13 protein-coding genes, 1 tRNA gene, 2 rRNA genes and 1 pseudogene (1 of these 17 only partly in view) are annotated in these 22000 nt (G+C 48.4%); 7 read left to right on the forward strand and 10 right to left on the reverse strand.

Annotation, left to right across the window (positions count from 1 at the left end):
* Positions 1–235, forward strand: a 23S ribosomal RNA gene (locus C9991_RS07665); it begins 2657 nt to the left of the window's first position.
* 137 nt (positions 236–372) lie between these two features.
* Positions 373–485, forward strand: a 5S ribosomal RNA gene (gene rrf, locus C9991_RS07670).
* 793 nt (positions 486–1278) lie between these two features.
* On the opposite strand, the gene C9991_RS07675 is transcribed toward rrf, so the two are convergent.
* On the reverse strand, positions 1279–2097 hold the full coding sequence (locus tag C9991_RS07675) for a hypothetical protein (RefSeq protein ID WP_106811989.1): 819 nt from the start codon (positions 2095–2097) through the stop codon (positions 1279–1281).
* A 715-nt stretch (positions 2098–2812) separates the two neighbouring features.
* Here C9991_RS07675 and C9991_RS07685 point away from each other — a divergent pair.
* Positions 2813–3853 (forward strand): annotated as a pseudogene (locus C9991_RS07685) (IS1634 family transposase); the annotation flags it as partial.
* A 239-nt stretch (positions 3854–4092) separates the two neighbouring features.
* Here the strand turns inward: C9991_RS07685 and C9991_RS07690 are convergent.
* The 8 genes from C9991_RS07690 to C9991_RS07730 form a co-directional block, all read right to left on the reverse strand.
* Positions 4093–4166 (reverse strand) — tRNA-Arg (locus C9991_RS07690).
* Positions 4167–4253: 87 nt separating this feature from the next.
* Positions 4254–7121 carry a putative LPS assembly protein LptD gene (locus C9991_RS07695; RefSeq protein ID WP_106811990.1) on the reverse strand — a complete coding sequence of 956 codons (2868 nt, stop codon included), beginning with the start codon at positions 7119–7121 and terminating at the stop codon, positions 4254–4256.
* A 19-nt stretch (positions 7122–7140) separates the two neighbouring features.
* The gene (locus tag C9991_RS07700) at positions 7141–7686 is read right to left on the reverse strand and encodes an HD domain-containing protein (protein ID WP_106811991.1); all 546 of its coding nucleotides are present in this window, start codon (positions 7684–7686) and stop codon (positions 7141–7143) included.
* Between the two features lie 21 nt (positions 7687–7707).
* A complete protein-coding gene (locus C9991_RS07705) occupies positions 7708–9483 on the reverse strand; it encodes a hydroxymethylglutaryl-CoA lyase-like TIM-barrel protein (RefSeq protein ID WP_106812777.1) in 1776 nt (591 codons plus the stop codon).
* A 142-nt stretch (positions 9484–9625) separates the two neighbouring features.
* A complete protein-coding gene (queF, locus tag C9991_RS07710) occupies positions 9626–10099 on the reverse strand; it encodes a preQ(1) synthase (protein WP_106811992.1) in 474 nt (157 codons plus the stop codon).
* Positions 10100–10415: 316 nt separating this feature from the next.
* Complete coding sequence (locus C9991_RS07720; protein WP_198643805.1) at positions 10416–12143, reverse strand: RagB/SusD family nutrient uptake outer membrane protein; 1728 nt, start codon at positions 12141–12143, stop codon at positions 10416–10418.
* Between the two features lie 19 nt (positions 12144–12162).
* A complete protein-coding gene (locus C9991_RS07725; protein WP_374229019.1) occupies positions 12163–15183 on the reverse strand; it encodes a SusC/RagA family TonB-linked outer membrane protein in 3021 nt (1006 codons plus the stop codon).
* Positions 15184–15785: 602 nt separating this feature from the next.
* Entirely contained in the window at positions 15786–16481 is a 696-nt protein-coding gene (locus C9991_RS07730) for a queuosine precursor transporter (RefSeq protein WP_106811994.1), read from the reverse strand.
* A gap of 253 nt (positions 16482–16734) precedes the next feature.
* Here C9991_RS07730 and C9991_RS07740 point away from each other — a divergent pair, with 253 nt between their 5' ends.
* The 4 genes from C9991_RS07740 to C9991_RS07755 all read left to right on the forward strand — a co-directional run bounded on the left by C9991_RS07740 (position 16735) and on the right by C9991_RS07755 (position 20642).
* Positions 16735–17847 carry a TlpA disulfide reductase family protein gene (locus C9991_RS07740; protein WP_106811996.1) on the forward strand — a complete coding sequence of 371 codons (1113 nt, stop codon included), beginning with the start codon at positions 16735–16737 and terminating at the stop codon, positions 17845–17847.
* 214 nt (positions 17848–18061) lie between these two features.
* Positions 18062–19411 carry an MATE family efflux transporter gene (locus C9991_RS07745; RefSeq protein WP_106811997.1) on the forward strand — a complete coding sequence of 450 codons (1350 nt, stop codon included), beginning with the start codon at positions 18062–18064 and terminating at the stop codon, positions 19409–19411.
* Between the two features lie 107 nt (positions 19412–19518).
* A complete protein-coding gene (locus C9991_RS07750) occupies positions 19519–20136 on the forward strand; it encodes a cytidylate kinase-like family protein (RefSeq protein WP_106811998.1) in 618 nt (205 codons plus the stop codon).
* Positions 20133–20642, forward strand: a complete 510-nt coding sequence (locus C9991_RS07755; RefSeq protein ID WP_106811999.1) for a metallophosphoesterase family protein — start codon at positions 20133–20135, stop codon at positions 20640–20642. The genes C9991_RS07750 and C9991_RS07755 overlap by 4 nt, the downstream gene beginning before the upstream one ends.
* Positions 20643–20710: 68 nt before the next feature.
* On the opposite strand, the gene C9991_RS07760 is transcribed toward C9991_RS07755, so the two are convergent.
* Positions 20711–21955: a GTP-binding protein gene (locus C9991_RS07760; protein ID WP_106812000.1), complete on the reverse strand. Its 1245-nt coding sequence runs from the start codon at positions 21953–21955 to the stop codon at positions 20711–20713.
* Positions 21956–22000 lie beyond the last annotated feature (45 nt).

Consider the following 22000-nt stretch of genomic DNA (forward strand, 5'->3'; position numbering starts at 1 on the left):
CACTAGTACGAGAGGACCGTGATGGACAGACCTCCGGTTTGCCAGTTGTGCCGCCAGGCGCACCGCTGGGTATCCGAGTCTGGTTAGGATAAGCGCTGAAAGCATCTAAGTGCGAAGCCATCCGCAAGATGAGAACTCCATTGAGGGTCGTTGTAGACGACGACGTAGATAGGCTGCAGGTGTAAAGACAGCGATGTCAAAGCCGAGCAGTACTAATTGCCCGAGACTTTCTTCATGAGTAGTCGTGCTTTCAGTTGTTGTACAACTTAACAATAGTTTTGCTTAATCAACGTGTCTAACTTATACGCACGCAACGAATTCCAAATTCAAGACTCAAAATTCAAAATTGTGAGTTAGCGTAGCGAACGAACTTTAGGCGGTTATTGCGGCGGTGTCCCACCTCTTCCCATTCCGAACAGAGAAGTTAAGCCCGCTTGCGCCGATGGTACTGCAATGCAATGCGGGAGAGTAGGTGGCTGCCTTCTTTACTTGAGGTCTTCAAGGTCTAACGACTTTGGAGACCTTTTTTTTATGTACTTATTCTTCCTTTTACACGCGTTACACATTATTATATACGTACCTTATATTATATATAGTATGCTGTGTAATTGTAATACGTAACTTTGTACCACCAAAATATCGTAAAGTTAAACTACCAGGACAATCATTGCAAAGAGGGTACGACAAGCTTGTCATACCCTCCTACGATAAAACATGTTCTCATGTCTTAACAAAAAAACATGTTCTTCTGTTCTTATGTCTTACAAAGAAAATCGCACTCAATCGCACGTATCGTACAGAATCGTATGATTGATGTTTTAGAATGTTGTAACTTTGCTGAAGACAGGCAGCATTTCAAAAGCTTGAGTACGTTTGCCTTGCACTTTCTTTGTAAATGTAATCCAACTGGCACATGTCCAACGTCCATCCACAAGCGGATTGCTCACACGCGACTACACGCTCTGACCAAAGCCATTACTCGAAAGGTGTCTCGAGAATAGTGTAAAATGGCCACGATAATAGTCGCACGAAACGACGACGCTACGACGTGCTACGAATTCTATTTATTGAGGGTAAAGGAGGTTATTCGTGGTAAATTCGTGGATAATTTTGGTAATTCGTGTTCTCATAAGGAGGTACGGTTAAGGGAAAAGGGAAGTTAAGTGAAAAATCCATGTGCTTTTCTTGTCTAACACCACTTGTGTGGTACGGTTCGGTGACCGTACCACCTACACTTTCCCTTAACAATTGGATTCTTCACTCTTAATTCTTAACTTCCTATCTCCTATTCTCCACCGACACCTCGATGCTCAGGTTGTTGTTGACGTTGTAGCGCACTGTGGCGCCAATGCGGTCGCCCATGTTGTAGAGGTCGTAAATGGAGTAGGCGGGCATTCCGAAGAAGTTGCGGCTGAAACCGCCCAAGGCGCCCATGCCCATATTGCCGTATCCGCCGTAGTAGCTGTCGTAGAGGCTGTAGCGCATGCGGTTGGAAAGATTGTTGGTTATCGACTTCTGAGCGTAGATGTAGGCCTCCCAATGGTCGTTGAAGCGATAGCCCACGACAGCCGACAGACCAGCGTCGCGCCAGTTGCCGCCAGCATAGCTTACGTTGTTGAGGTAGCCGCCTACAGCCACCGACAGCTTGTCGGTTACGGGCATGGCGTACATCATGGCTATGTTCTGCTGGAATCCAACTCCGCCACGTGCGCCCTTTCCAAACTGGGTAAAAACTGAGGCTCCGAGCTGTACGTTTAGATCACGGTGTAGGGCCCAATTGCTCCAGCCGCTAAAAGCAATTGGATAGCGGCCTATGGTTTCGGGCTGACCGTATTGGTTAAGTGGGGGAAAGTTGAGCGAGTCTTGGTGCTGCTCCATGTGCTCGGCTTCCTTTGCTAATGCCTCCTCGCGCCATTTGCGCGAGCGTCCGCCGTAGCGTGTGGGCATGATGCTCTGTAGGGCTGAGTCATCGAAGCGAGGCTGCGCCATACTGCCATCGTTGTCGTTGTGATGGCGGTAGGGCTCCTGGGCTGCCGCCAACGTAGGCATGGTAAGCAGGAGCAATATTGCGGAAATATATCTGTTTATAGCTTTCATAATTGCTACAAATATACGTATTCTGCGCGTAATATCGCTATGTTTTTTACGCACTTTAACACTATTTTTTTCTTTTGTGAATGTTGGCTGCTTATAGGCTGTTGAGCCATTTCTTTCCAGATTTGGTGTACGACCAAATGATAAGACCGCCACTAATAAACTAAAATATTTTTACATCTGCAAACTTATATAAAAAGCGAATTATACGCCAGTTTTATAAAAAAGTTGAGACCACAGCCATACATAGCCTTCAGACTATTCATGCTCTATGCAGTAACTTTAGAGCGGAGTTTCCTCCAATGAGTTCATAAACGAGCTCTTAATTCCAATGTTTTACCTAAATTCCAAGTCTATGAGAGATGTCTGTGGTCTCGATGTTCACAAAGATAAATATTGGAAAAAGGTGTCGTGTATAGCGATTATATTGTCTGAAAAAAACGTGTGCCTTTTTTTTATCAAGCAGAAATTGGCTTTCTATAGTATGTTATATTGCTTATGGGCTACTTTTATAGAGGAAATATACTAAATGTTTTCTGATTAACAAGCAAGTATGTTTTGTTTATTGAATAAAATGAAGTGCATCGAGTGCGGAGATTCTTATTAACGTAGCCACCTCGGTGATTGAAAACGGACTTTTGTAGTAAGCCTTGATTTTGGCGATTATCAGATATGCAATTATAGCAACCCATAAATGAGTACGTACTGCATTCTCTGAATATTGGACAGCACTTTTGACAGGATTGTTTTCAATCGTATTGACGATGAAGTGTTCCGCAAGCTTGTATAGGCTCGTTTGGCATATCCAACGAGCAAGGTTGCTACGGTGGAATATCTGAAAAAACCACTTTGACGAAGATGTGGATCTCTCAAAAATCTATCGCTATCTTGACAAACTTAGCGACCATCAGCACGAAGTCGTACAGGACATCAGCGTGCGCCATACAGCAAAACTGTTCGGTGGAAATATCGGTGTGCTATTCTATTATGTCACCACACTTTACTTTGAAGCGGATTATGAGGACGACTTGCGCAAGACCGGCTTTTCTAAAGAGGGACGACACAGTAATCCTCAGATCTTACTCGGCCTGCTTGTAAGTTTGGGCGGCTATCCGCTTGCCTATTGCATCTATGAGGGCAACAAATATGAAGGCCACACGATGCTGCCGACGATAAACGAGTTTGTAAGCAAATACGGATTGGAAAACTTCGTTGTGGTGGCCGACTCCGGCCTGATGAACAATGCAAATATAGCGGAGCTTGAGGCGCACGGCTACAAGTATATAATAGGTGCGAAGATAAAGAATGAAAGTCAGGAAGTCAAGAACTGGATACTGGAACAGCCCAAGCGCGACTGCCAGATGGTAGAATATGACAAAGGAGGCGGACGCCGTCTCCTGGTCGGCTATACAGATGACCGTGCAAAGAAAGATGCCTATAACCGGGAGAAGGGAATATGCAGCCTTGGAAAAGGCTTACAAGCATGGCGCGCTTACGAAAGGTAACTACACGCAAACGCATCGAAGCCCATATATGCATCTGCTTTGTGGCTTTGAAAGTATACAAGGAACTGGAGCGCATGTTGAAAGTCTCAGAGATTAAGATGAGCGTAAACAAGGTACTTGCATTAGCAAAGACCATTACCACCATACAAATTAAGCTACCTCTGAACAAGGATGTATACACTCAGACAATGTTGATGGCAAGGCATCAGAAAATAGCCAAACTCTTTGATGAAGATTTTTGGGTGACGCAATGACGAAGTCAGGAAAGAATAAACGATAATATACTACGAAGCAGAGGGATGGAACGTCCAAATGTGCGAGAAAGCCGATAATTACTGGTGTACCCGAACGTTGCGAAATAAACTTGTTTACGTATGTGTTTACGGTGTAACTCGTTTATTAGCAGCAGCTTACACAAAGCATAATATCGCTAACAGCTTGGTAAAGAAGCTGTTAGCGATACAATCAAATAAAAAGCAATATTGTCTAAAAGTGACCTCGCAGGGATTCAAACCCTGGACCTTCAGAACCGGAATCTGACGCTCTATTCAGCTAAGCTACGAGGCCCCTTAATTTGTACCATTGTTGTGGTTGGCAGTTGCAAAGGTACAAAAATATCTTAAGATAACGGTACGAATGGCCGTTTTTTAATTATTAGTACCATTGCACGGCGTTGCTGTAGCCCGAGCGCTTGTCGTACTTCAGAGCATCGGTCAGGGTAGAGGCGTTGCAGCGGAACGAGAAGTTGTAGCTGGTGTATGGCGCAAGCACTACAGAGCACGACATGTTAAAGCAATGGAGGTCGCGTTGCAGCGAGGCTGTGGTCATCGAGAGGTCGTGCTGATCGAAATCGTAGCCCGATGAGAACGATATGTTCCAGCCGTCGCTCAGGCGTATGTTGCCGCTAACGTTGAGGTTCTGCGAGAACTTGTAGGGGTAGCGCATCGACTTGGTGTTGAACTTGCCCTCCGTGTTCTCTCTCATCGTGATGCCGTAGCCGAATGTGAGTGACCATGGCATGGAGAATCGCATGTATCCGTCTTTGTCGGTTTCGGCCTTTCCGCCGCCGCTCTTCTTCTTGGCTCCACGCTGTGCGTTTATCATTGTGTCGTCTACGTTCGACTCGATGTCTGTGTCGACGCCCTCCTCTTCGTCCTTGTTGCCCTTGTTCTTGCGGTCGTCGTCGTCGCCTCTGCCGAACCATTTTTTAAGCTTGTCGGGTGTGAGCGTGAATGAGAAGTTCTGGGATGTGCCCTGGAAGCGTCCAAACTTGCCCATTCCCCACAGGGTGTGGTTGCCAACGTATGGATGTCCGTTCTTGTCGAGCTCGTAGGCGTATGATGCGAATACGGCAGTCATGTTGAACGTGTAGTTCTTCCACCACTTAAGGCGTATGCGCATGGTGAGGTCGGACAGGGGTTTCTCCTTGGCTGCCATGTTGTAGCTCATGGCAAGTCCCAGCTCGTCGATAAGGCTGATTTTCTTGATTCCTGTAGAGTCCTTGTCGCTCTTAATCTTCATCTCCACGTTGTTTGAAATGTCGAACGAGATGTTACCCGTCTTGCCCTTGCCTGGCACGCCGTAGAGCTGTCCGTTGTAGGGCGAGTATTCCACCAGTTCTACCGATCCGTCGGGATTGGTCTTCTGGTAGGTTTTGTAGTAGCCGTAGCGGCTTGCCGAGAAGTCGGGCGCGTAGCTGTAGCTGATTGTTGGGGTGATGACGTGGCGTATGGTTTGGAACTTGTCGCCGAAGATCTTGCGGTTGGGTACAAAAAATCCGTACAGCTTGGTAGACAGGCCTATGGAGAAGTTGTAGTCGTAGACGTTGTTGAATCCATAGATTGTGTCGTTTTGCACGCGCTGGTTGGCAGCGTCCCACGACTGCATTACCTTGTGTGTGTACATGCGGTCGCGGAAGTTGAATGATGGCGACACGTTGATGTAGTTGAACAGGGTGAAATTGCCCGATATTGGTATGTTGTGGTTCCATCCGTTGCGCCAGTCCTTCACCAAGTTAGAGTGCATCAGCTTGTCTTCCTTGGTGTTGATGCTGTTGGATATTTGTCCGGTGTACGACATGGATATTTTCTCGTACCATCGCTCATCGCCGACTATGTGCTTGCGCTTGAAGGGGTAGAAGCGCGAGAGCGAAATGTTGAGGTCGGGAAGCGTCATGGATATTGTAGAGTCGCGCATGTTCTGCGAGAGGTTGGCCGTGCTTGAGAGCGAGAGGCCGATGCTTGAGAATGTTGTGCTCCACGACACGGATGAAGTTCTGGTAGACTGTGTAAGCGTCTGCGGGTTGTAGAGCGAGTTGAGGTTGTTGCGCTCGTAGCTGGATGTTGCAAAGTTGACGCTTGCCGACAGCGAGCTGTAGGGATTGGCCTTGGAGTCCTGTCGGTGGCTCCATTGCACCTTGAACGATGTTTGCTTGGTGTAGTCGGGCATTCCCTTATCGCCGTTCTTTGTGTCCTGGTAGCTGAAGTAGAAGCTGCCCGAGTAGCGGTAGCGTTTGTTATAGTTGCTTGCCGCCGACACGCCCCATGATCCCTTGGTGTAGATTTCGCCCAGGAGCTTAAGATCCCACTTGTCGTTGATGGCGAAGTAGTAGCCACCGTCGCGTAGATAGAATCCGCGTGCGCTCTCGTCGCCGTAGGTAGGCATGATGAATCCCGACGAATAGCTCTTGGTGAAGGGGAAGAAGCCGTAGGGGATGGCAAGCGGCAAGGGCACGTCGGCCACTACCAGATAGGCCGGTCCGAAGACCACGTCTTTGCCTGGTCGAACCTTGGCTCGCGAGAGTGCAATGTAGAAGTCTGGGTGCTTGGCGTCGCACGTTGTGTAGCGTCCGTGTTGCAGATAGATGTCACCGTTGGCGTTGCGTTTTGACAGCTCGCTCTGAAGGAAACCCTCCTCTTGCTGGGTGTAGACTTTGGAGATAAGTCCCTTCTTGGTTTTGAAGTTGAAGGCCATGGTGTCGCTCTCGTACTTGTCGGAGCCCATGGTGAAGATGGGGTTGCCGGTAAGGGTGTGTCCGGTGGTATCGGTTGGATCCTTGGCGCCTGTTGCGTGCACCAGGGACGAGTCGATGCTCATGTGAATTTTCTCGGCAGCCAGGTCCATGTTCTCGTACTTTACGGTAGACTGTCCGTAAAGTCGTGCGGTCTTAGATGTGGCGTCGTACACCAGCGAGTCGTTGGCTGTGTATTGCACGGGCGAGTTGATACCGTTGGCTCGCTGTCGGTTGAGCGAGTCGAGGTGTATGGAGTCGTCGATAGCCTTGTTGTGTCGGTAGATGGCTAGCTGCATAGAGTCCATCTTGGTGGTGTCGGGCTGGTTGGCTTCGAGCGAGTCGGCCAGATGGGCTGCTATGGTGTCGAGGCGTGTGGAGTCGGCATTGGTGATGGAGTCAGCAAGTGTGGTCTTTCGCGATAATTTTCGTTGTGCGAAGGGCGTGTCGTTAGCTGCCACCACAAAAATGGCAACACACAAAAGGAGTGCTATGACGGATTTAGTTCTCAATTTTAATGAATGTTATTTGTTACAATTCCGGCTCAAACAGCCTTTTCATCTCACGGAACCGTGCCAGGGTGTCGCCTCCAAACTTTGCGAGGCTCTTCTCTGCCTGTTGTATGTTTTTTTCGCGGTCGAGATGAGTTTTAGAGAAGAACTTGTCGGCGTAGCATATAAGCTTCTCCTCAATGGTCTCTGGCTGCAGGTCGTGATGGGGTAGGGGCAGGTTTTGCGACAGAATGTCGTGGAGTGTGAGTCCGGCTCCGGTGTGTCGCTCGCACACGCGTGCATAGCTTTCGGGCAGATGCTCGTTGCGCAGAATCTCGGCTCCGCACACGCCGTGTCGGATGTATGGCTCAGTGCCGTGGCAATGGATGCCGGGAGCGTCGACACGTATGATGCCAATGTCGTGAAGCATGGTAGCCTCAAGTACAAAGTTGGTGTCGATGTGTAGTTGGGGGTGATTTGCAGCAATCCGTAGCGCGCGTTGCACTACGGACTGGCTGTGTGTTAGGAGGATGTGGCGCAGCTCGTCGCATCCTCCGTAGTATTTGTCAATAATCTGTTCGTACATTTTTTATATGTATTCAGAGGTTTACTCGTGCTCGCGCTCGATGTAGGCAATAACGTCGCCCTTTGAAACCTTCGAGCCACGCTTGGCGTTAATCTCAACGAGCTTGCCGCCGAGGGCTGCGGGCACCTCAACAAACTCGCCCCAAGGAGCCTGGATATAGCAAAGGATGTCGCCCTCCTTGTACTCCTTGCCGATGAACGGCTCAACAGTAGGAGCGCATTCGCCCTCGCCTGAGAATTCCCAGTAGATGTCGCCCTTGACAGGAGCAACGATAGCGTCGGCCTTGGCGTGCTTGTAGGCGCTAAGCTGCTCGGGAGAAAGGTTTGCGCCAAGCTTTGCGTCCTTGAGCTTCTGCAGGTCGGCAAGGAAGTTCTTTTTGGCCTGGCCGCTCTTGAAGTTGCGATACTGCTCCGGGTGCATGGCAAGCTCGAAGAGTTCCTCGTCGTCCTGGCCATATTCCCAACCGTTCTCGTCCATCTCCTTGCGGAAGTCGTCGAGAGCGTCGGTGAGCAATGTGTGAGCGTCGACATCAGTAAACTCGCGGCCCTGCTTCTTGGCAAGCTCTACGAGCTCTGGGTCGATAGTGCCAGGAATCTTGCCCGACTTGCCGAGAATCATACCCCACATCGATTCGTCCATCATCACGAAGCGACCCTTGCCCTGCTCGATGGTGAGGAGGTTCATGAGGGCGATGTTCTTGACATACTGCGAGAACGGAGTAACCAATGGAGGATAGCCTACGCGCGGCCATACATACTCCACTTCGTCGAAGAGCTTGATGAGGAGGTCGTCCATAGAGAGCTCGTCCTCGCCCTTCTTCTTGCGTACATTATTAATAGTAGTGCGCATACCGCCAAGGTCGGCCATCATTGATCCCATCATACCGCCTGGCAAACCGCAACCGAGAAGGAGCGACGACATAATCTTGTTGCCGGGGTTGATGAAGTAGCCCAACCAATCGTCGATGAACTCCTGTGTCAGGGCGCGAGCCTTCATGTAGGCCGACATGTTGATTTCTGGCACTTCGAAGCCCTCGTTCTTAAGCATGCTGATGACAGAGATAACGTCGGGATGAACCTTACCCCATGACAATGGCTCGATGGCTGTGTCGATGATGTCGGCACCGTTGTTGCACACCTCAAGGATAGAGGCCATAGAGAGGCCAGGACCTGAGTGGCCGTGATACTGGATGATAATTTCAGGATGCTTGTCCTTGATCATCTTTGTCAGCTTGCCGAGGAATGCTGGCTGGCCGATGCCCGCCATATCCTTCAAGCAGATTTCCTCTGCTCCAGCGGCAATCACCTGGTCGGCGATGTTCATGTAGTATTCCAGAGTGTGAACCGGAGAGTTGGTGATGCAAAGAGCGCATTGTGGAGTCATTCCGCCCTCCTTAGCCCACTTGATGCTGGGGATGATATTGCGCACGTCGTTCAGCCCGTCGAAGATACGTGTGATATTGGTGCCCTGCTTGGCCTTTACCTTATACATAAGGGCGCGCACGTCGTCGGGCACAGGATACATGCGCAACGCGTTAAGACCACGGTCGAGCATGTGGGTCTTGATGCCAGCCTCGTTGAAAGGCTTGCAGAAGGCGCGCACGGCGTCGTTAGGATTCTCGCCAGCGAGAAGGTTGACCTGCTCGAAGGCTCCGCCGTTGGTTTCTACGCGGGCAAAGCAACCCATCTCGATGATAACGGGAGCGATGCGCTCCAACTGGTCTTTGCGTGGCTGGAACTTGCCAGAAGACTGCCACATATCTCGATAAACGAGACTGAACTGGATTTTTCTTTTCATCTCTATTAAAGTTGTTTTTTCTATATTCTGATTTGTATGCTGCACGCGCCTTGCTTGTGGTGTGGCCCGTGCATACTCTTTCAAATGTGCAAAATTAGGCAAAAAAATTCAAATAAGGCACTTATGAAAGTTTTTTTAGTATTTAAATATCGTGCTTTGCAAATCGCTCCTGTGCAAGTTGTTCCCACTTGGTGCCAGGTTTGCCATAGTTGGCGTAGGGCCAGATGCTGATGCCTCCACGTGGTGTGAAGATGCCTGTAACCTCGATGTATTTAGGGGCCATCAGCTTGATGAGGTCCTTCATGATGATGTTGACACAGTCTTCGTGGAAGTCGCCATGGTTGCGGAAGCTGAATAGGTAGAGCTTTAGACTTTTGCTCTCCACCATCTTTACGTCGGGCACGTAGCTGATGCGTATTTCGGCAAAGTCGGGCTGTCCGGTAATGGGGCAGAGGGATGTGAACTCGGGGCAATTGAATCGCACCCAATAGTCGTTGCCCTGGTGCTTGTTGATGAATGACTCGAGCACCTCTGGCGCATAATCGTCACGATATTTGGTTTTGGCGCCAAGAGCCTGTAAGCCCTCGTCACGACGGTTTTCTGAATTTGTTGACATTTCCTTGTGTTTTTTGATTATAATTTTGGTGCAAAGTTACGTATTTTTTTTAAGACAAGAGAACAAGGAGGAGTGTTAAGGGAAAAGTGAAAAGAGAAAAGTGAAAAATCCAATAGTTAAGGGAAGAACAAAGAGTGAAGAACAAAGAGTGAAGAACGAAGAACAAAGAGTGAAGAACGAAGAACAAAGAGTGAAGAACGAAGAATCCATGTGCTAATAGAACTCTTTTACTTTTAAATGACCTGAGAACAAGAACAAAAAAGGAGACAACCACTTGTATGTGGGTTGTCTCCTTAATAATATGGGCTACTGCCGCTTACTGCATGATTACGCCACTGTCGTCAGTAGGATTCTGAGTGAGTGTGCCCGGATAAGCGTTGATAGCATTCTGAGGAATGTAGTATGTAACGCGATAATCTGAAGCCTTAACCACCTCATGCTGGTTGTGAGGACCTGGATAGTCGCGTGTCAGAGCATGACCGTTGCGGAATACGTCGTAGCTGCGCTCTGCCTGGTAAGCCAACTCAAGCTGGCGCTCCTTGTCGATAAGTGTGAATGCGTTGTTGGCGTTGAGAGTTCCGGTAGGATACTCGCCACCTACAATAGCACGTCCACGAATCTTGTTAAGGTCCTTCTCGGCCTCGGCATAGTTGCCAAGCTTGGCAAGAGCTTCTGCACGATTGAGGTAGATCTCGCCCAAACGGCTGATGACCGGAGAGTGGAGCTGTGAGTCTTCGCCCTCGCGCGAGCACTTCACGATGTAGAACTGCGGATACTCGCGGTTTACAGTGATGTAGTTGTCGAGCATACCCTGATAGGTCTTGCCACCATAGTTGATGGTGTAGTACTGGGCAGTAGCGTCAACCACTGTAAGGTCGTATGAATTACCTTCTTTGTCAACACAAGTAACCTTGTCGCCAGTGTGTTTTGTATCGAACTGTGCATAGTGCTTGTTGTTGTCGCTTCCTACATAGATGAAACGGAACACCTCTTTATTGTCGTCGGTGTATGTAGGTTCGATAAAGTTTGCACGAGCGTCAACAATCTTCTTCGAAGCCGGGCGCCAGTCGTTGCGTCCAGTCTCGTTGAGCAGGTCGATGTACTTCTGGCTAGCATACATTTCGCCCCATCCCATACCGCCGATGTTAGAATACATACCGCCGATGCCGTAGTAGTGGTCCCATCCAGAGTACTCAGAAGCTACACGCTTAACAACGAAGATAGATTCCTTGTTGTCTTCAGGACGCAACGTGTTGTAAACCATGAAATCCTCGCGTGGGAGCAATTCGTAGTCGGAATTGCCTATAACCTTATCGGCATATTCCTTGGCAAGCTGAGCATACTCACGGTTAGGATTCTCGTAAGTGCCGCTCATGTAGAGGTAGACACGCGAGAGCATGGCCTGTGCCGCAGCCTTTGATGCGTAGGCAGGTCCGCGGTTTACGGTAAGCAGCTGTTCAGCTTTCTTAAGGTCGTCGATAGCCTGCTTGTAGGTGTTCTCTACTGTGGCGCGGTCGTCGAGCTGCAGGTCAAGAATGTTGTCGGGTGTTCCGTTTACGATAGGCACGCCGAGATTCTTTGTAGGAGCCTGATAGTAAGGACGTCCGTAGGCGCGGCAGAGGTAGAAGTACATCATGCCACGCACGTAATAGCACTCGCCAAGCGAGTTGTCCACCTCTGTACTTTGGCCTTCGGGCACCATTTGGATAACGTTAGAAGCCTGGGCGATGGCCTTGTAGCCAGAGTCCCAGAAGCTCTGCAGACGATAGTTGTTAGGTGTGCGCGAGTAGCTTATGAACTCGAAGAAGGCGTCGGTTGATGATCCACGAATCACCATGTTGTCGCCAGCGTATTCGCCGCAACGGTGCATTGGGTCCGACCATGACTTGAGCTGTGCATAGATGCCGTTGAGCAAGGCGTCGAGATTGCCAGCGGGGTCGTTCTTTATCTGTTCGTCCGACATGTTGTAGGTCGGGAATCGCTCTATGTCGCACGAGCCAAATAATGTGGCGCCAAGCATTAGAGCCAATATACTATTCTTCATTTTCATTGTAGTCTGGGTTTTAGAAAGTTAAGTTAACACCGAACATAAACTTGCGTACGGCAGGATAAACCGAAACACCGCCTGTGCTTGTAACGCTGAGCACGCCCTTGTCGTTGCTGTCGGCAGGAAGCTCAGGGTCAACACCCGAGTAGTCGGTAATGCAGAAGAGGTTTTCGCCTGATACAGAGAGGCGCAGGGTCTGGATGCCATACTTCTTAAGGTCGAAGTTGTAGCCCAGTGTGAGCGAGCGCAGCTTCAGATAGTCTGAGCTTTCGAGATAGCGCGAAGAGGCAAGGTTGCCCTTGTCTTGGTTGTTGTACATGGCGCGTGGATGTGTAGCCTTGTCGCCAGGCTTCTGCCAGCGCGACCAACCCTTTTGTAGTTTCATCTGGTTGCGGTCGCCTGCGTATGCACCGTCTGAGTCGTACTCCTGACGGAAGTAGCTGTAGATTTGTCCGCCAAGCGAGTAGCCAAAGTTGGCTTGAAGGTCGAAGTTCTTGTAGAATACCGATGTGCTGAAGCTACCGTAAACGTCGGGCGACGACTTGCCGCACTTGTAGTAAGAAGCCTTTGAATAGCTGTCGGTAACCACCTTGTTGCCGTTGGCATCGTCCATATACCACTGTGGCTTTCCGTCTTCAGGATTAACGCCTGCCCATTCCTTCATATAATAAGTGTCGACAGGCTTTCCTATCTCAAGAATGCGCTGTGCAGTGCCGGCAATAGAAGTACCGTCGCTGATAATCACAGGCTTTACAACATAGTTGCCGTTGGCATCGCGCTGCTTGTATAGGTCGCGCAGCTCATTGCTGTTGTGCGAGATGTTGGCTGTAACGTTCCATGTAAGGTCCTTGGTGCGTATGATGTCGCCGCCGATGGTAAGCTCGACACCAGTATTGCGCATCTTACCGATGTTCTTCCATATAGAAGTAACACCAACAAGGCCCGTTACTGGCACTTGGTAGAGAATGTTGCTTGTGTTCTTGACGTAGAAGTCGAGAGTAGCAGTAAGGCGGTTATGGAAGAAAGCAGCGTCAATGCCGACACCCGTTGTGAATGTCTTCTCCCATGTGAGGTCTTTGTTGCCAATCTGCGAGATGAGTGCGCCAGACATTTCGTTGTATGTAGCACCTACAGAGTAGAGCGAATACGAAGGATAGAGCGATGTTGGCACGTTGCCTACCGAACCGAAAGAGGCACGCAACTTGAGCATGTCTACCCATTCGGCCTTAAACCAGCTCTCATTGTTTATGTTCCATGCACCACTGAACGAGAAGAAGTTGCCATAGCGGTTGTTCGAACCGAAGTTAGAGCGACCGTCGCGACGCAGAGAAACTTCGCCGAAGTAGCGGTTGTCATAATTATAGCGCCACTGTGTGAAGTACGACTGTTTAGCCCATGCCTGACGGTAGCCGTTGGCTTTCTCAGGCTTGGCAGCTGTATAGAAGTCTTCGAAACCAGATAGGAAACCAGTAGCGTAAACGTCGGTATACTTCATCTCGTAGTCGTTGAACTCGTAGGCCACCAATCCGTTAACGTTGTGCTTGCCCCATGACTTTTGGAAGCGCAGCAACTGGTTGGTGTAGCGACGTGTCGCATTGTAGTTGTATTCGGTAATACGTCCGTCTACACCCTCGCCACCGCTCGACTTAGGGTCGGTGTAGCCGTGAGTCTGGCTGTTGTAGTAGCTGTAATTGTTGACAGACGAGAATGTGAGCCAAGGAGTAATCTTGACGTCAAAGTCGAATCCTCCCGACAAATCGTACGAGCAGCTTGAAGAATAGTTGCCCGCTGCAAGGTCGTTGAGGTAGTTGGTAGCCTTTGAGTTGACCCATCCCGAATAGTAGTTGGGCACAGGATTGCCGTTCTCGTCGTACGGATTATCCCAAGGCAACATAGAGTACATTGCGCCTACACTGTACTGACGGTCTTTATCTGTAGTACGCGATCCGCTGAGGTTAGGCTTGATGCTAAGCCACTCGTAAGGCTTGTAAATAACCTTGATACGTGTGCTATAGCGGCTGAGGTCGTATCCCTTAACGGCACCTTCCTCCTTGAAGTAGCCCATGGTGAACATTGACTGAATCTTGTCGCTGCCGCCATTGAGCGTAATATTATAGTCCTGGGTAGAGCCAGTCTTCTTGGCAAGCTTGAACCAGTCGAAGTTAGAATTGCGCAAGTCTTCGTTCCAACGTGGAAAGTTAACAGCCTCTACATTCAGGAACGACTTGTAGTAGTCGTAGAACTCGGCACCGTCCATCATCTCCATATTGCCGCGGCTAAGCGTGCTGGCACCAGCCTTAGCCGAGAGCGTGATAGACATCTTCTCGTGACGAGCCTGCTTTGTAGTTACAACAACAACACCATTGGCGCCCTCAGAACCGTAGATAGCTGTAGAGGCAGCGTCCTTAAGTACTGTCATCGACTCAATGTCGTCAGGGTTGAGGTCGCCTGCCGAATTGCCCACAATAACACCATCGACAACCCACAATGGAGCCGTAGCGCCATTGATAGAAGTCTGACCACGGATAACGATAGCACCCGTAGAGCCCGGACGACCAGAACCAGGAGCCACATATACGCCCGAAACCTTACCATTGAGCATGTTCTCGACAGTAGCCGATGTAACGTCCTTCAGCTTGTCGGCCTTGATGTTGGCCATGGCGCCAGTAAGGCTCTCCTTCTTCTGTGTGCCGTAACCCACAACCACAATTTCCTCAAGCGATTCAGAGTCTTCGTGGATTTCAATCTTCATGCCGTTGCGAGCCTCGAACTCCTCGTTCTTGTATCCCACATACGACACCAAAAGTGGGGCACCTTCGGGAGCGTTTAGCTCGAAGTTGCCGTCAACGTCGGTGATTGTGGCGTGTTTTGTACCCTTCACTTTGACGCTGGCACCGATGATAGGTTCACCTGTCTTGCTGTCGACAATAGTTCCCTTGATTTTGCTGGTTTGCTGTTCAAAGCGCATACCTTCCTGTGTGGCGGAGTTTTCAGCATAAGCTGCATTTGCCGCTAACAGCGAGGCGCATACAAGCATACCCACTTTAAGATTTTTTGCCATACTTTGATTGTTTTTGATTAGTATTAATAAAAATGTGAATATTTAAATTGTGTTTTATGGTGTGTTCTAAATTGTGTTATCATGAATTAAAGCTACGTTGCAAATGTATACATAATTTTTTATTTACTTCACACAGTTAACAATATTTAATATAAATAACAAATTAAATAAATATCTTGACGAGGTGTAGTGGGGCGCTTGGCAAGGTTATACATAATTATATATAAGGAAGTATTCATATTTATCTTTATATATGAACGGCAATTTTATATATGAACGGCAATCTGTAGGAGGGTATGTAAAGTAATTCTGAACTGTTACTTAAAGTAATATGTATTAAATGGCAAAGTAAATAATATTAAATGGCAAAGTAAATAATATTAAATGGCAAAGTAAATAATATTAAATGGTAAAGTAACATATATTACTTTGAAAAGCTAAAAAATATGTGCTGGCTGTTTATATATAGCAAGAGGTACGGTCTCCGAACCGTACCACTCAAGCAGCACATTATCAATACGATACAGCCACTTGCGCGGTACGGTTCGGAGACCGTACCTCCTGTAAATGTTTTTTTATTAAATGCTGAATATTTTCCAGACGCTGTAGTTCACGCCCTTGTCGTAGGTGTCCTCGCCCTCAAGCTTCTTTGTGGCCCTTACCACGCGGATGGTGATGGGCAGAACAATAATCTCGTAGAGAGTCTTGAGCACCACTTGCGACACGATGAGTACGGGCAACTCTTTCATAGGCACCACGCCACCGAGAGCCAAGGGGAAGAAGATGAGCGAGTCGGCAATCTCGCCGTAAACCGTAGACAAGATGGCACGGGCAGAGAAGTTCTTGCCATTCGACTTAATCTTCATTCGACTCATTACATAAGCGTTGACAAATGAGCCAACGAGGAAAGCTAAAAACGAGGCAAGGGCAATGCGGGGAGCCAAACCAAAGACAGCATGAAAGCCTGCATCGTTGTCCCAATAGGGAGCGGCGGGCAAGGCGTCGCACAAGGCTCCGAAGGTAACAAAGAGGAAGTTCATGGCAAAGCCAAGCCAGATGAGCAGACGGGTCTTGCTGTAGCCCCACACCTCGCACACGCAGTCGTTGATGATGTAGGAGATAGGAAACACAATCAGTCCGCCAGTAATGCTGAGATTGAACAGACCGATAGACACTTGCTTTGTTTCGAGCACGTTTGCCGTAATCAGACAAACGCAGAACAACGTGCTGAAAAGCATAAACAGCACGCTCACTTGTTTTTTGTTTGTTTGCATTTTCTTGTTTTTTAAGAGGTTTACCAAGCACTCTGTAGCTGGGACGGCAAATGATAAGCAATTGCCGCATCACCAAATTCGGGGTGCAAAGGTACGCATTTTTTTTGAAATAGCCGAATTATTAAGTCATATAAAAATAAGGTGGGTATTGTTTGTCGTTTTGACAAAAAATCGGTATTTTTGCAATCAATTAATAAACAAATAGAGGTGATTATAAATAAACAATTTAAAAAACAATTAATTAGAACGTGATATGATTAACAAGAACTTTATTTCAACATTGGCAATGACACTCTTTGCCACAGCTTCATTTGCCCAGCAGAGTGTGGAATATCGCATCAACGGCACATGTCCAGCAAGCGTTAAAACCGTATATGTTATGGATATTGACGGAAGTCGTCCCGAAGTTATTGACAGTGCAAAGGTGGAAGCTGGTAAATTTGCCATTAATGGCAAGTCGGACAAGGACGCCTTGTTAGGCCTTACAACTACCAAGAAGGACTATCGTGTTTTCTTCAACGATGGTAAGCCCATAACAGCCGACCTTACTAACAACGTTCTTAAAGGTTCCGAGCTAAACACCAAGCTCAATGCCTACGACCGTGAGGTGGATGCTTTGAGCGTAGGTTTGGAGCCTCTCTACCAGCAGGTGGCTAAGATGTACAGCGATGAAGGTCTTTCTCAGCAGGAGAGAAAGAATAAGCTGAAAGAACTTCAGCCTAAGATTGAGGCCATTGATACCAAGCTCAACGCTCGCAAGCTTGAGATTATCAAAGCCAATATGGATAATCTGATCCCCGTTGCCTACCTCGGCGACGTTATCTTCGGTCTCGAATATAACGAGATGAAGGATTTGCTCGACGACAGTCGCGTTTATGCCAAGCATCCCGCCCTTAACGAGGTGAAACGCTATTATGCCATTATGGCAAAGAAGGCGGCATTTATGGGCAAGAAGTTTGTGGACATTGTGGAGAACGACGTAAACGGAACGCCACACAAGTTGTCGGAGTATTGCGGCAAGGGCAACTATGTGCTTATCGACTTCTGGGCTTCGTGGTGCGGACCATGCCGTGGCGAAATGCCTAACGTAAAGGCAAACTATGAGAAGTATCATGCTAAGGGCTTCGAGATTGTGGGTCTTTCGTTCGACAGCAAGCTTGAGGCTTGGAAGAAGGCAATAGAGGACATGCAGCTGGGATGGATCAACCTTTCCGACCTTAAGGGATGGCAGACCATCGCCGGACAGACCTACGGCATTACATCTATTCCGGCAAGCTTCCTTGTAGACCCGGAGGGCACTATCGTGGCGCTCGACTTGCGCGGCGACAAGCTGGGAGCTAAGTTGAAGGAGATTTACGGATTCTAAACAGAAATTCAGACAAAAACACCCCCTCTGACCTCTCCATAATAGGCATGAGAGCAAAATGCTCTTTATATTTAAAACCTTAAAAGTGTCTCTTCTTTCTGTTCGTCAGATAGAGAGAGGCTTTATCTTATATTTAAACCTTACAAGTTCCACTTTCTGCCCTTAACATAATGAGGGTCAGGAGGTGGGGCTTCTCATTTTTTAAATATTATTTATGGATAACAGCAAACAAGCGACCCTCGAACTCGGCACCAAGCCAGTAGGCAAGCTGCTAATGCAGTATGCCTTGCCTGCTATTGCCGCCATGACAGCAGCGTCGCTGTATAACATGACCGACAGCATCTTTATCGGACAAGGTTGCGGCGCATTGGCAATCAGCGGACTTGCCATAACCTTTCCTCTTCAAAATCTTGGCGCAGCCTTCGGTGCTGGTGTTGGTATAGGAGCGTCAACATGCATCTCTGTGCGACTTGGACAGAAGGACTACGATACAGCCCAGCGCATATTTGGCAATGCCGTTACTCTGAACCTTATCATTGGTGTGGCGTTCAGCATCGTCACATTGCTATTCCTTAACCCCATCCTAATGTTTTTCGGAGCAAGCGAGGCAACTTTGCCTTATGCCCGCGAATATATGGTAATAACACTTGCGGGCAACGTAATCTCGCACATGTTCTTTGGCATGAACTCCATACTGCGAGCAGCCTCCAAGCCTCGCTCGGCAATGATGGCCTCGATAATGACCGTTATACTGAACGCCATACTGTCGCCTATCTTTATATGGCCATTGCACATGGGCATTGGCGGAGCGGCATTGGCAACCATCATCGCACAGTTCTGTGTGCTGATGTGGCAGCTGCGCATCTTCAGCAATCCGCAATGTATCGTACACTTCAGGCGTGGCATCTACCGCCCCGTGAGTCGTATCATCAAGAATATATTGGCCATAGGCATGTCGCCGTTTGCCATGAACGTGTGCTCGTGCATAGTAATCATATTCATCAACAATGCCCTTACCTTACACGGTGGCGACCTTGCTGTGGGCGCATATGGTATTTGCAACAAGATAGGCTTCATCTTTATTATGATTAACATGGGTATGAACCAGGGCATGTTCCCAATAGCTGGTTACAACTACGGCGCACGCAACTACGACCGACTGCTTACCGTACTGAAGTACACCATGATTATAGCCACGTGCATTACCACCCTGGGATGGGTTATTGCTCAGACCCTGCCGTACGAGTGCGCGCGTCTGTTCACCACCGACGAAACCTTGATAAAGATAGCCGAACGGTCAATACGCATCACCATGCTGTTGTTCCCGCTTGTGGGCATTCAGATGGTTTGCACCGGATTCTTCCAGAGTATTGGCAAGGCAAAGATTAGTATGCTGCTGTCGTTGTCGCGTCAGCTGCTATTCTTCTTGCCTGTGCTGCTTGTCTTGCCACACTTCTATCAGGTAGACGGCGTGTGGATGGCTCAGCCTATAAGCGACGTAGTATCGTTGGTTGTGGCTGCTGTGATGCTGATGAAATATATCAAGAGGTTCAAGAAAGCATAGATAATACGGCTTCGACCGTAACACACTGTTTTTGAAACTACAATTTGCGTGGTGCGGCTACGCAGGCCGTACCTCCTACATAACTTATATAATAAACCTAATAGATTATGAACAACAATTTGATAATAAGCGTAGGTCGCCAGCTTGGCAGCGGCGGCAGAATAGTGGCAAAGATGCTTGCAGACGAGTTTGGCTGCAAGTTCTACGACCGCGAGGTGCTTAATCTTGCTGCCAAGGAAAGCGGATTTAGTGAGGAGTTCTTTGAGCAGAACGACGAGCGAAAGGGATTCCTTGACCAGATATTCCACATGCATGTTCCGTTTATTAGCGACTCTTCGTTCTACGACAATGGATTGTCGCAAGAGAATTTGTTCCGTCTCCAAAGCGAGGCCATACGCAAGGCTGCCGAGGAATCGCCGTGTGTGTTTGTGGGACGTTGTGCCGACTATGTGTTGCGCGACCATAAGAATATTGTGACGGTATTTATCACAGCCGACCTTGACGACCGCATCGCAAACGTACAGAGGCTTAACAACTGCTCGCCAGAAGAGGCAAGGAAGATTATAAGCAATAAGGAGGAGTCGCGCTCAAGCTATTACAACTACTACACGGGCAAGACATGGGGCAGTAGTGCAAGCTACGACTTGTGTGTAAACTCGTCGCGCCTGGGATTGGAGGGCACCAAGCAGTTTATTGCCGACTTTATACGTAAGGTGCAGAAATGAAGAAGATAGGCATCATTAGTGACACCCACTCTTATTGGGACGAACGCTACCTTAAATACTTTGAACCTTGCGATGAGATTTGGCATTGTGGCGACTTTTGCTCAACAGAGATTGCCGAACGTCTTGCCACTTTTCGTCCTTTGCGTGCCGTGTGTGGCAATGGCGACGGTGGTGACCTTCGCTTGATGTTCAAGGATGTGTTGCGCTTTAAATGTGAGGATGTGGAAGTTTTGATGAAGCACATTGGCGGTTATCCAGGACGTTACGACCGCAGCATCGTAAGAGAGATAATGGCCAATCCGCCTCAACTATTCATTAGTGGACACTCGCACATACTGAAGGTGCAATACGACAAGCAATTAGGATTGTTGCACATAAATCCAGGTGCGGCAGGTCTGCAAGGATGGCACAAGGAACGCACAATTGTACGTCTTACCATAGATGGAGCGCGATTCAGCGATTGCGATGTGATTACGCTTGCCGATCAAAGAAAGAATAAAGTATAAGAGAGTGGCACAATATAATAATAAAAAGGGTCTATGGCTGGTAAGCCGTAGACCCTTATGTTATTTCCTTATTCTGTAAGACACATGTCAAGCTGTTCCTTAATAGTCGTCTTGTCCATGTTCTGTCCGATGAAGACAATCTTCTGCATACGGTCGCCGTATGTATCGTCCCAGTCGTTGCGCAATCCTTCCTCACGCTCGAGCAAAGGCTTAAGCTCGTCCTCGGGCATTGTAGCGTACCATTGACCAGCATTCTTCAATCCTATCTGTCTGCCAGCCTGCTCGAAGAGGTAACACATGTCGGGCTGTTCCTTAAACCAGCAAATGCCCTTGGCGCGTATAACGCTCTTTGGCCACAGCTTGGCAACAAAGTTGTCGAAGAAGTTCATGTCGAACGGCTTGCGGCGATAGTACACAAATGTGCCAATACCATATTCTTCTACCTCGCCTCCCTCATGATCGTGGTGATGATGATGGCAGCAGCAATGCTCATCGTGGTCGTGATGATGGCAATGTTCATCGTTCTCATCGTGGTCGTGATGATGACAATGCTCATGCTCCTCTTCTTCCTCTTCCTCGTCGCCGTGATGGTTTTCAAGTTCATTAATCCAGGCAGCCGATGTAGCCACTTCATTGAAGTCGAACATTCGTGTGTTTATGATGCGGTCGAGGTCGATGTTGCCATAGTCGCACGGCATGATAACGGCCTTAGGCTGTATGGCGTGTATTATCTCTACAAGGTGGCTGTATTCCTCGGCGCTCACTTCAGATGCCTTGTTAAGCAGGATGATGTTACAGAACTCAATCTGCTGGATTACGAGGTTCTCCAAGTCGTCCTCGGCTAAGTCGCTCTTCTGCAAAGCGTCGCCTCCGCCAAACTCGTCCTTCATGCGCAAGGCATCAACCACGGTAACAATGCAGTCGAGACGTGGCACACCTTTAGATACATACTGAGGTCCGAGTGTTGGTATAGAGCAAATAGTCTGGGCGATAGGAGCAGGCTCGCATATTCCGCTTGCCTCAATAACGATGTAGTCGAAACGCTGTTCGGCAACAATATCGCGCAGCTGTTCTACAAGGTCCATCTTCAGGGTGCAGCATATACAGCCGTTCTGCAAAGCCACAAGGCTGTCGTCCTTTTGGTTTACAACACCGCCTTGCTGAATAAGATTGGCGTCGATATTCACCTCGCCAATGTCGTTTACTATTACTGCGAACTTAATGCCTTTCTTGTTTGAAAGGATACGGTTTACCAATGTTGTCTTTCCGCTGCCCAGATAACCAGTGAGCAGCAATACTGGAACGTCCTTCATTATTAATTGCTTATTAGTTGTTATTTTCTACTATAGGGGTGCCTT

It is taken from the genome of Prevotella merdae (genome assembly GCF_900290275.1).
Lineage (GTDB): Bacteria > Bacteroidota > Bacteroidia > Bacteroidales > Bacteroidaceae > Prevotella > Prevotella merdae.

Excerpts from the sequence above, each read along its gene's own strand:
- C9991_RS07675 (WP_106811989.1), bottom strand. The coding sequence starts at position 2,097 with ATGAAAGCTATAAACAGATATATTTCCGCAATATTGCTCCTGCTTACC.
- C9991_RS07700 (WP_106811991.1), bottom strand. The coding sequence starts at position 7,686 with ATGTACGAACAGATTATTGACAAATACTACGGAGGATGCGACGAGCTG.
- C9991_RS07705 (WP_106812777.1), bottom strand. The coding sequence starts at position 9,483 with ATGAAAAGAAAAATCCAGTTCAGTCTCGTTTATCGAGATATGTGGCAG.
- queF (WP_106811992.1), bottom strand. The coding sequence starts at position 10,099 with ATGTCAACAAATTCAGAAAACCGTCGTGACGAGGGCTTACAGGCTCTT.
- C9991_RS07720 (WP_198643805.1), bottom strand. The coding sequence starts at position 12,143 with ATGAAGAATAGTATATTGGCTCTAATGCTTGGCGCCACATTATTTGGC.
- C9991_RS07725 (WP_374229019.1), bottom strand. The coding sequence starts at position 15,183 with ATGCTTGTATGCGCCTCGCTGTTAGCGGCAAATGCAGCTTATGCTGAA.
- C9991_RS07730 (WP_106811994.1), bottom strand. The coding sequence starts at position 16,481 with ATGCAAACAAACAAAAAACAAGTGAGCGTGCTGTTTATGCTTTTCAGC.
- C9991_RS07740 (WP_106811996.1), top strand. The coding sequence starts at position 16,735 with ATGATTAACAAGAACTTTATTTCAACATTGGCAATGACACTCTTTGCC.
- C9991_RS07745 (WP_106811997.1), top strand. The coding sequence starts at position 18,062 with ATGGATAACAGCAAACAAGCGACCCTCGAACTCGGCACCAAGCCAGTA.
- C9991_RS07750 (WP_106811998.1), top strand. The coding sequence starts at position 19,519 with ATGAACAACAATTTGATAATAAGCGTAGGTCGCCAGCTTGGCAGCGGC.
- C9991_RS07755 (WP_106811999.1), top strand. The coding sequence starts at position 20,133 with ATGAAGAAGATAGGCATCATTAGTGACACCCACTCTTATTGGGACGAA.
- C9991_RS07760 (WP_106812000.1), bottom strand. The coding sequence starts at position 21,955 with ATGAAGGACGTTCCAGTATTGCTGCTCACTGGTTATCTGGGCAGCGGA.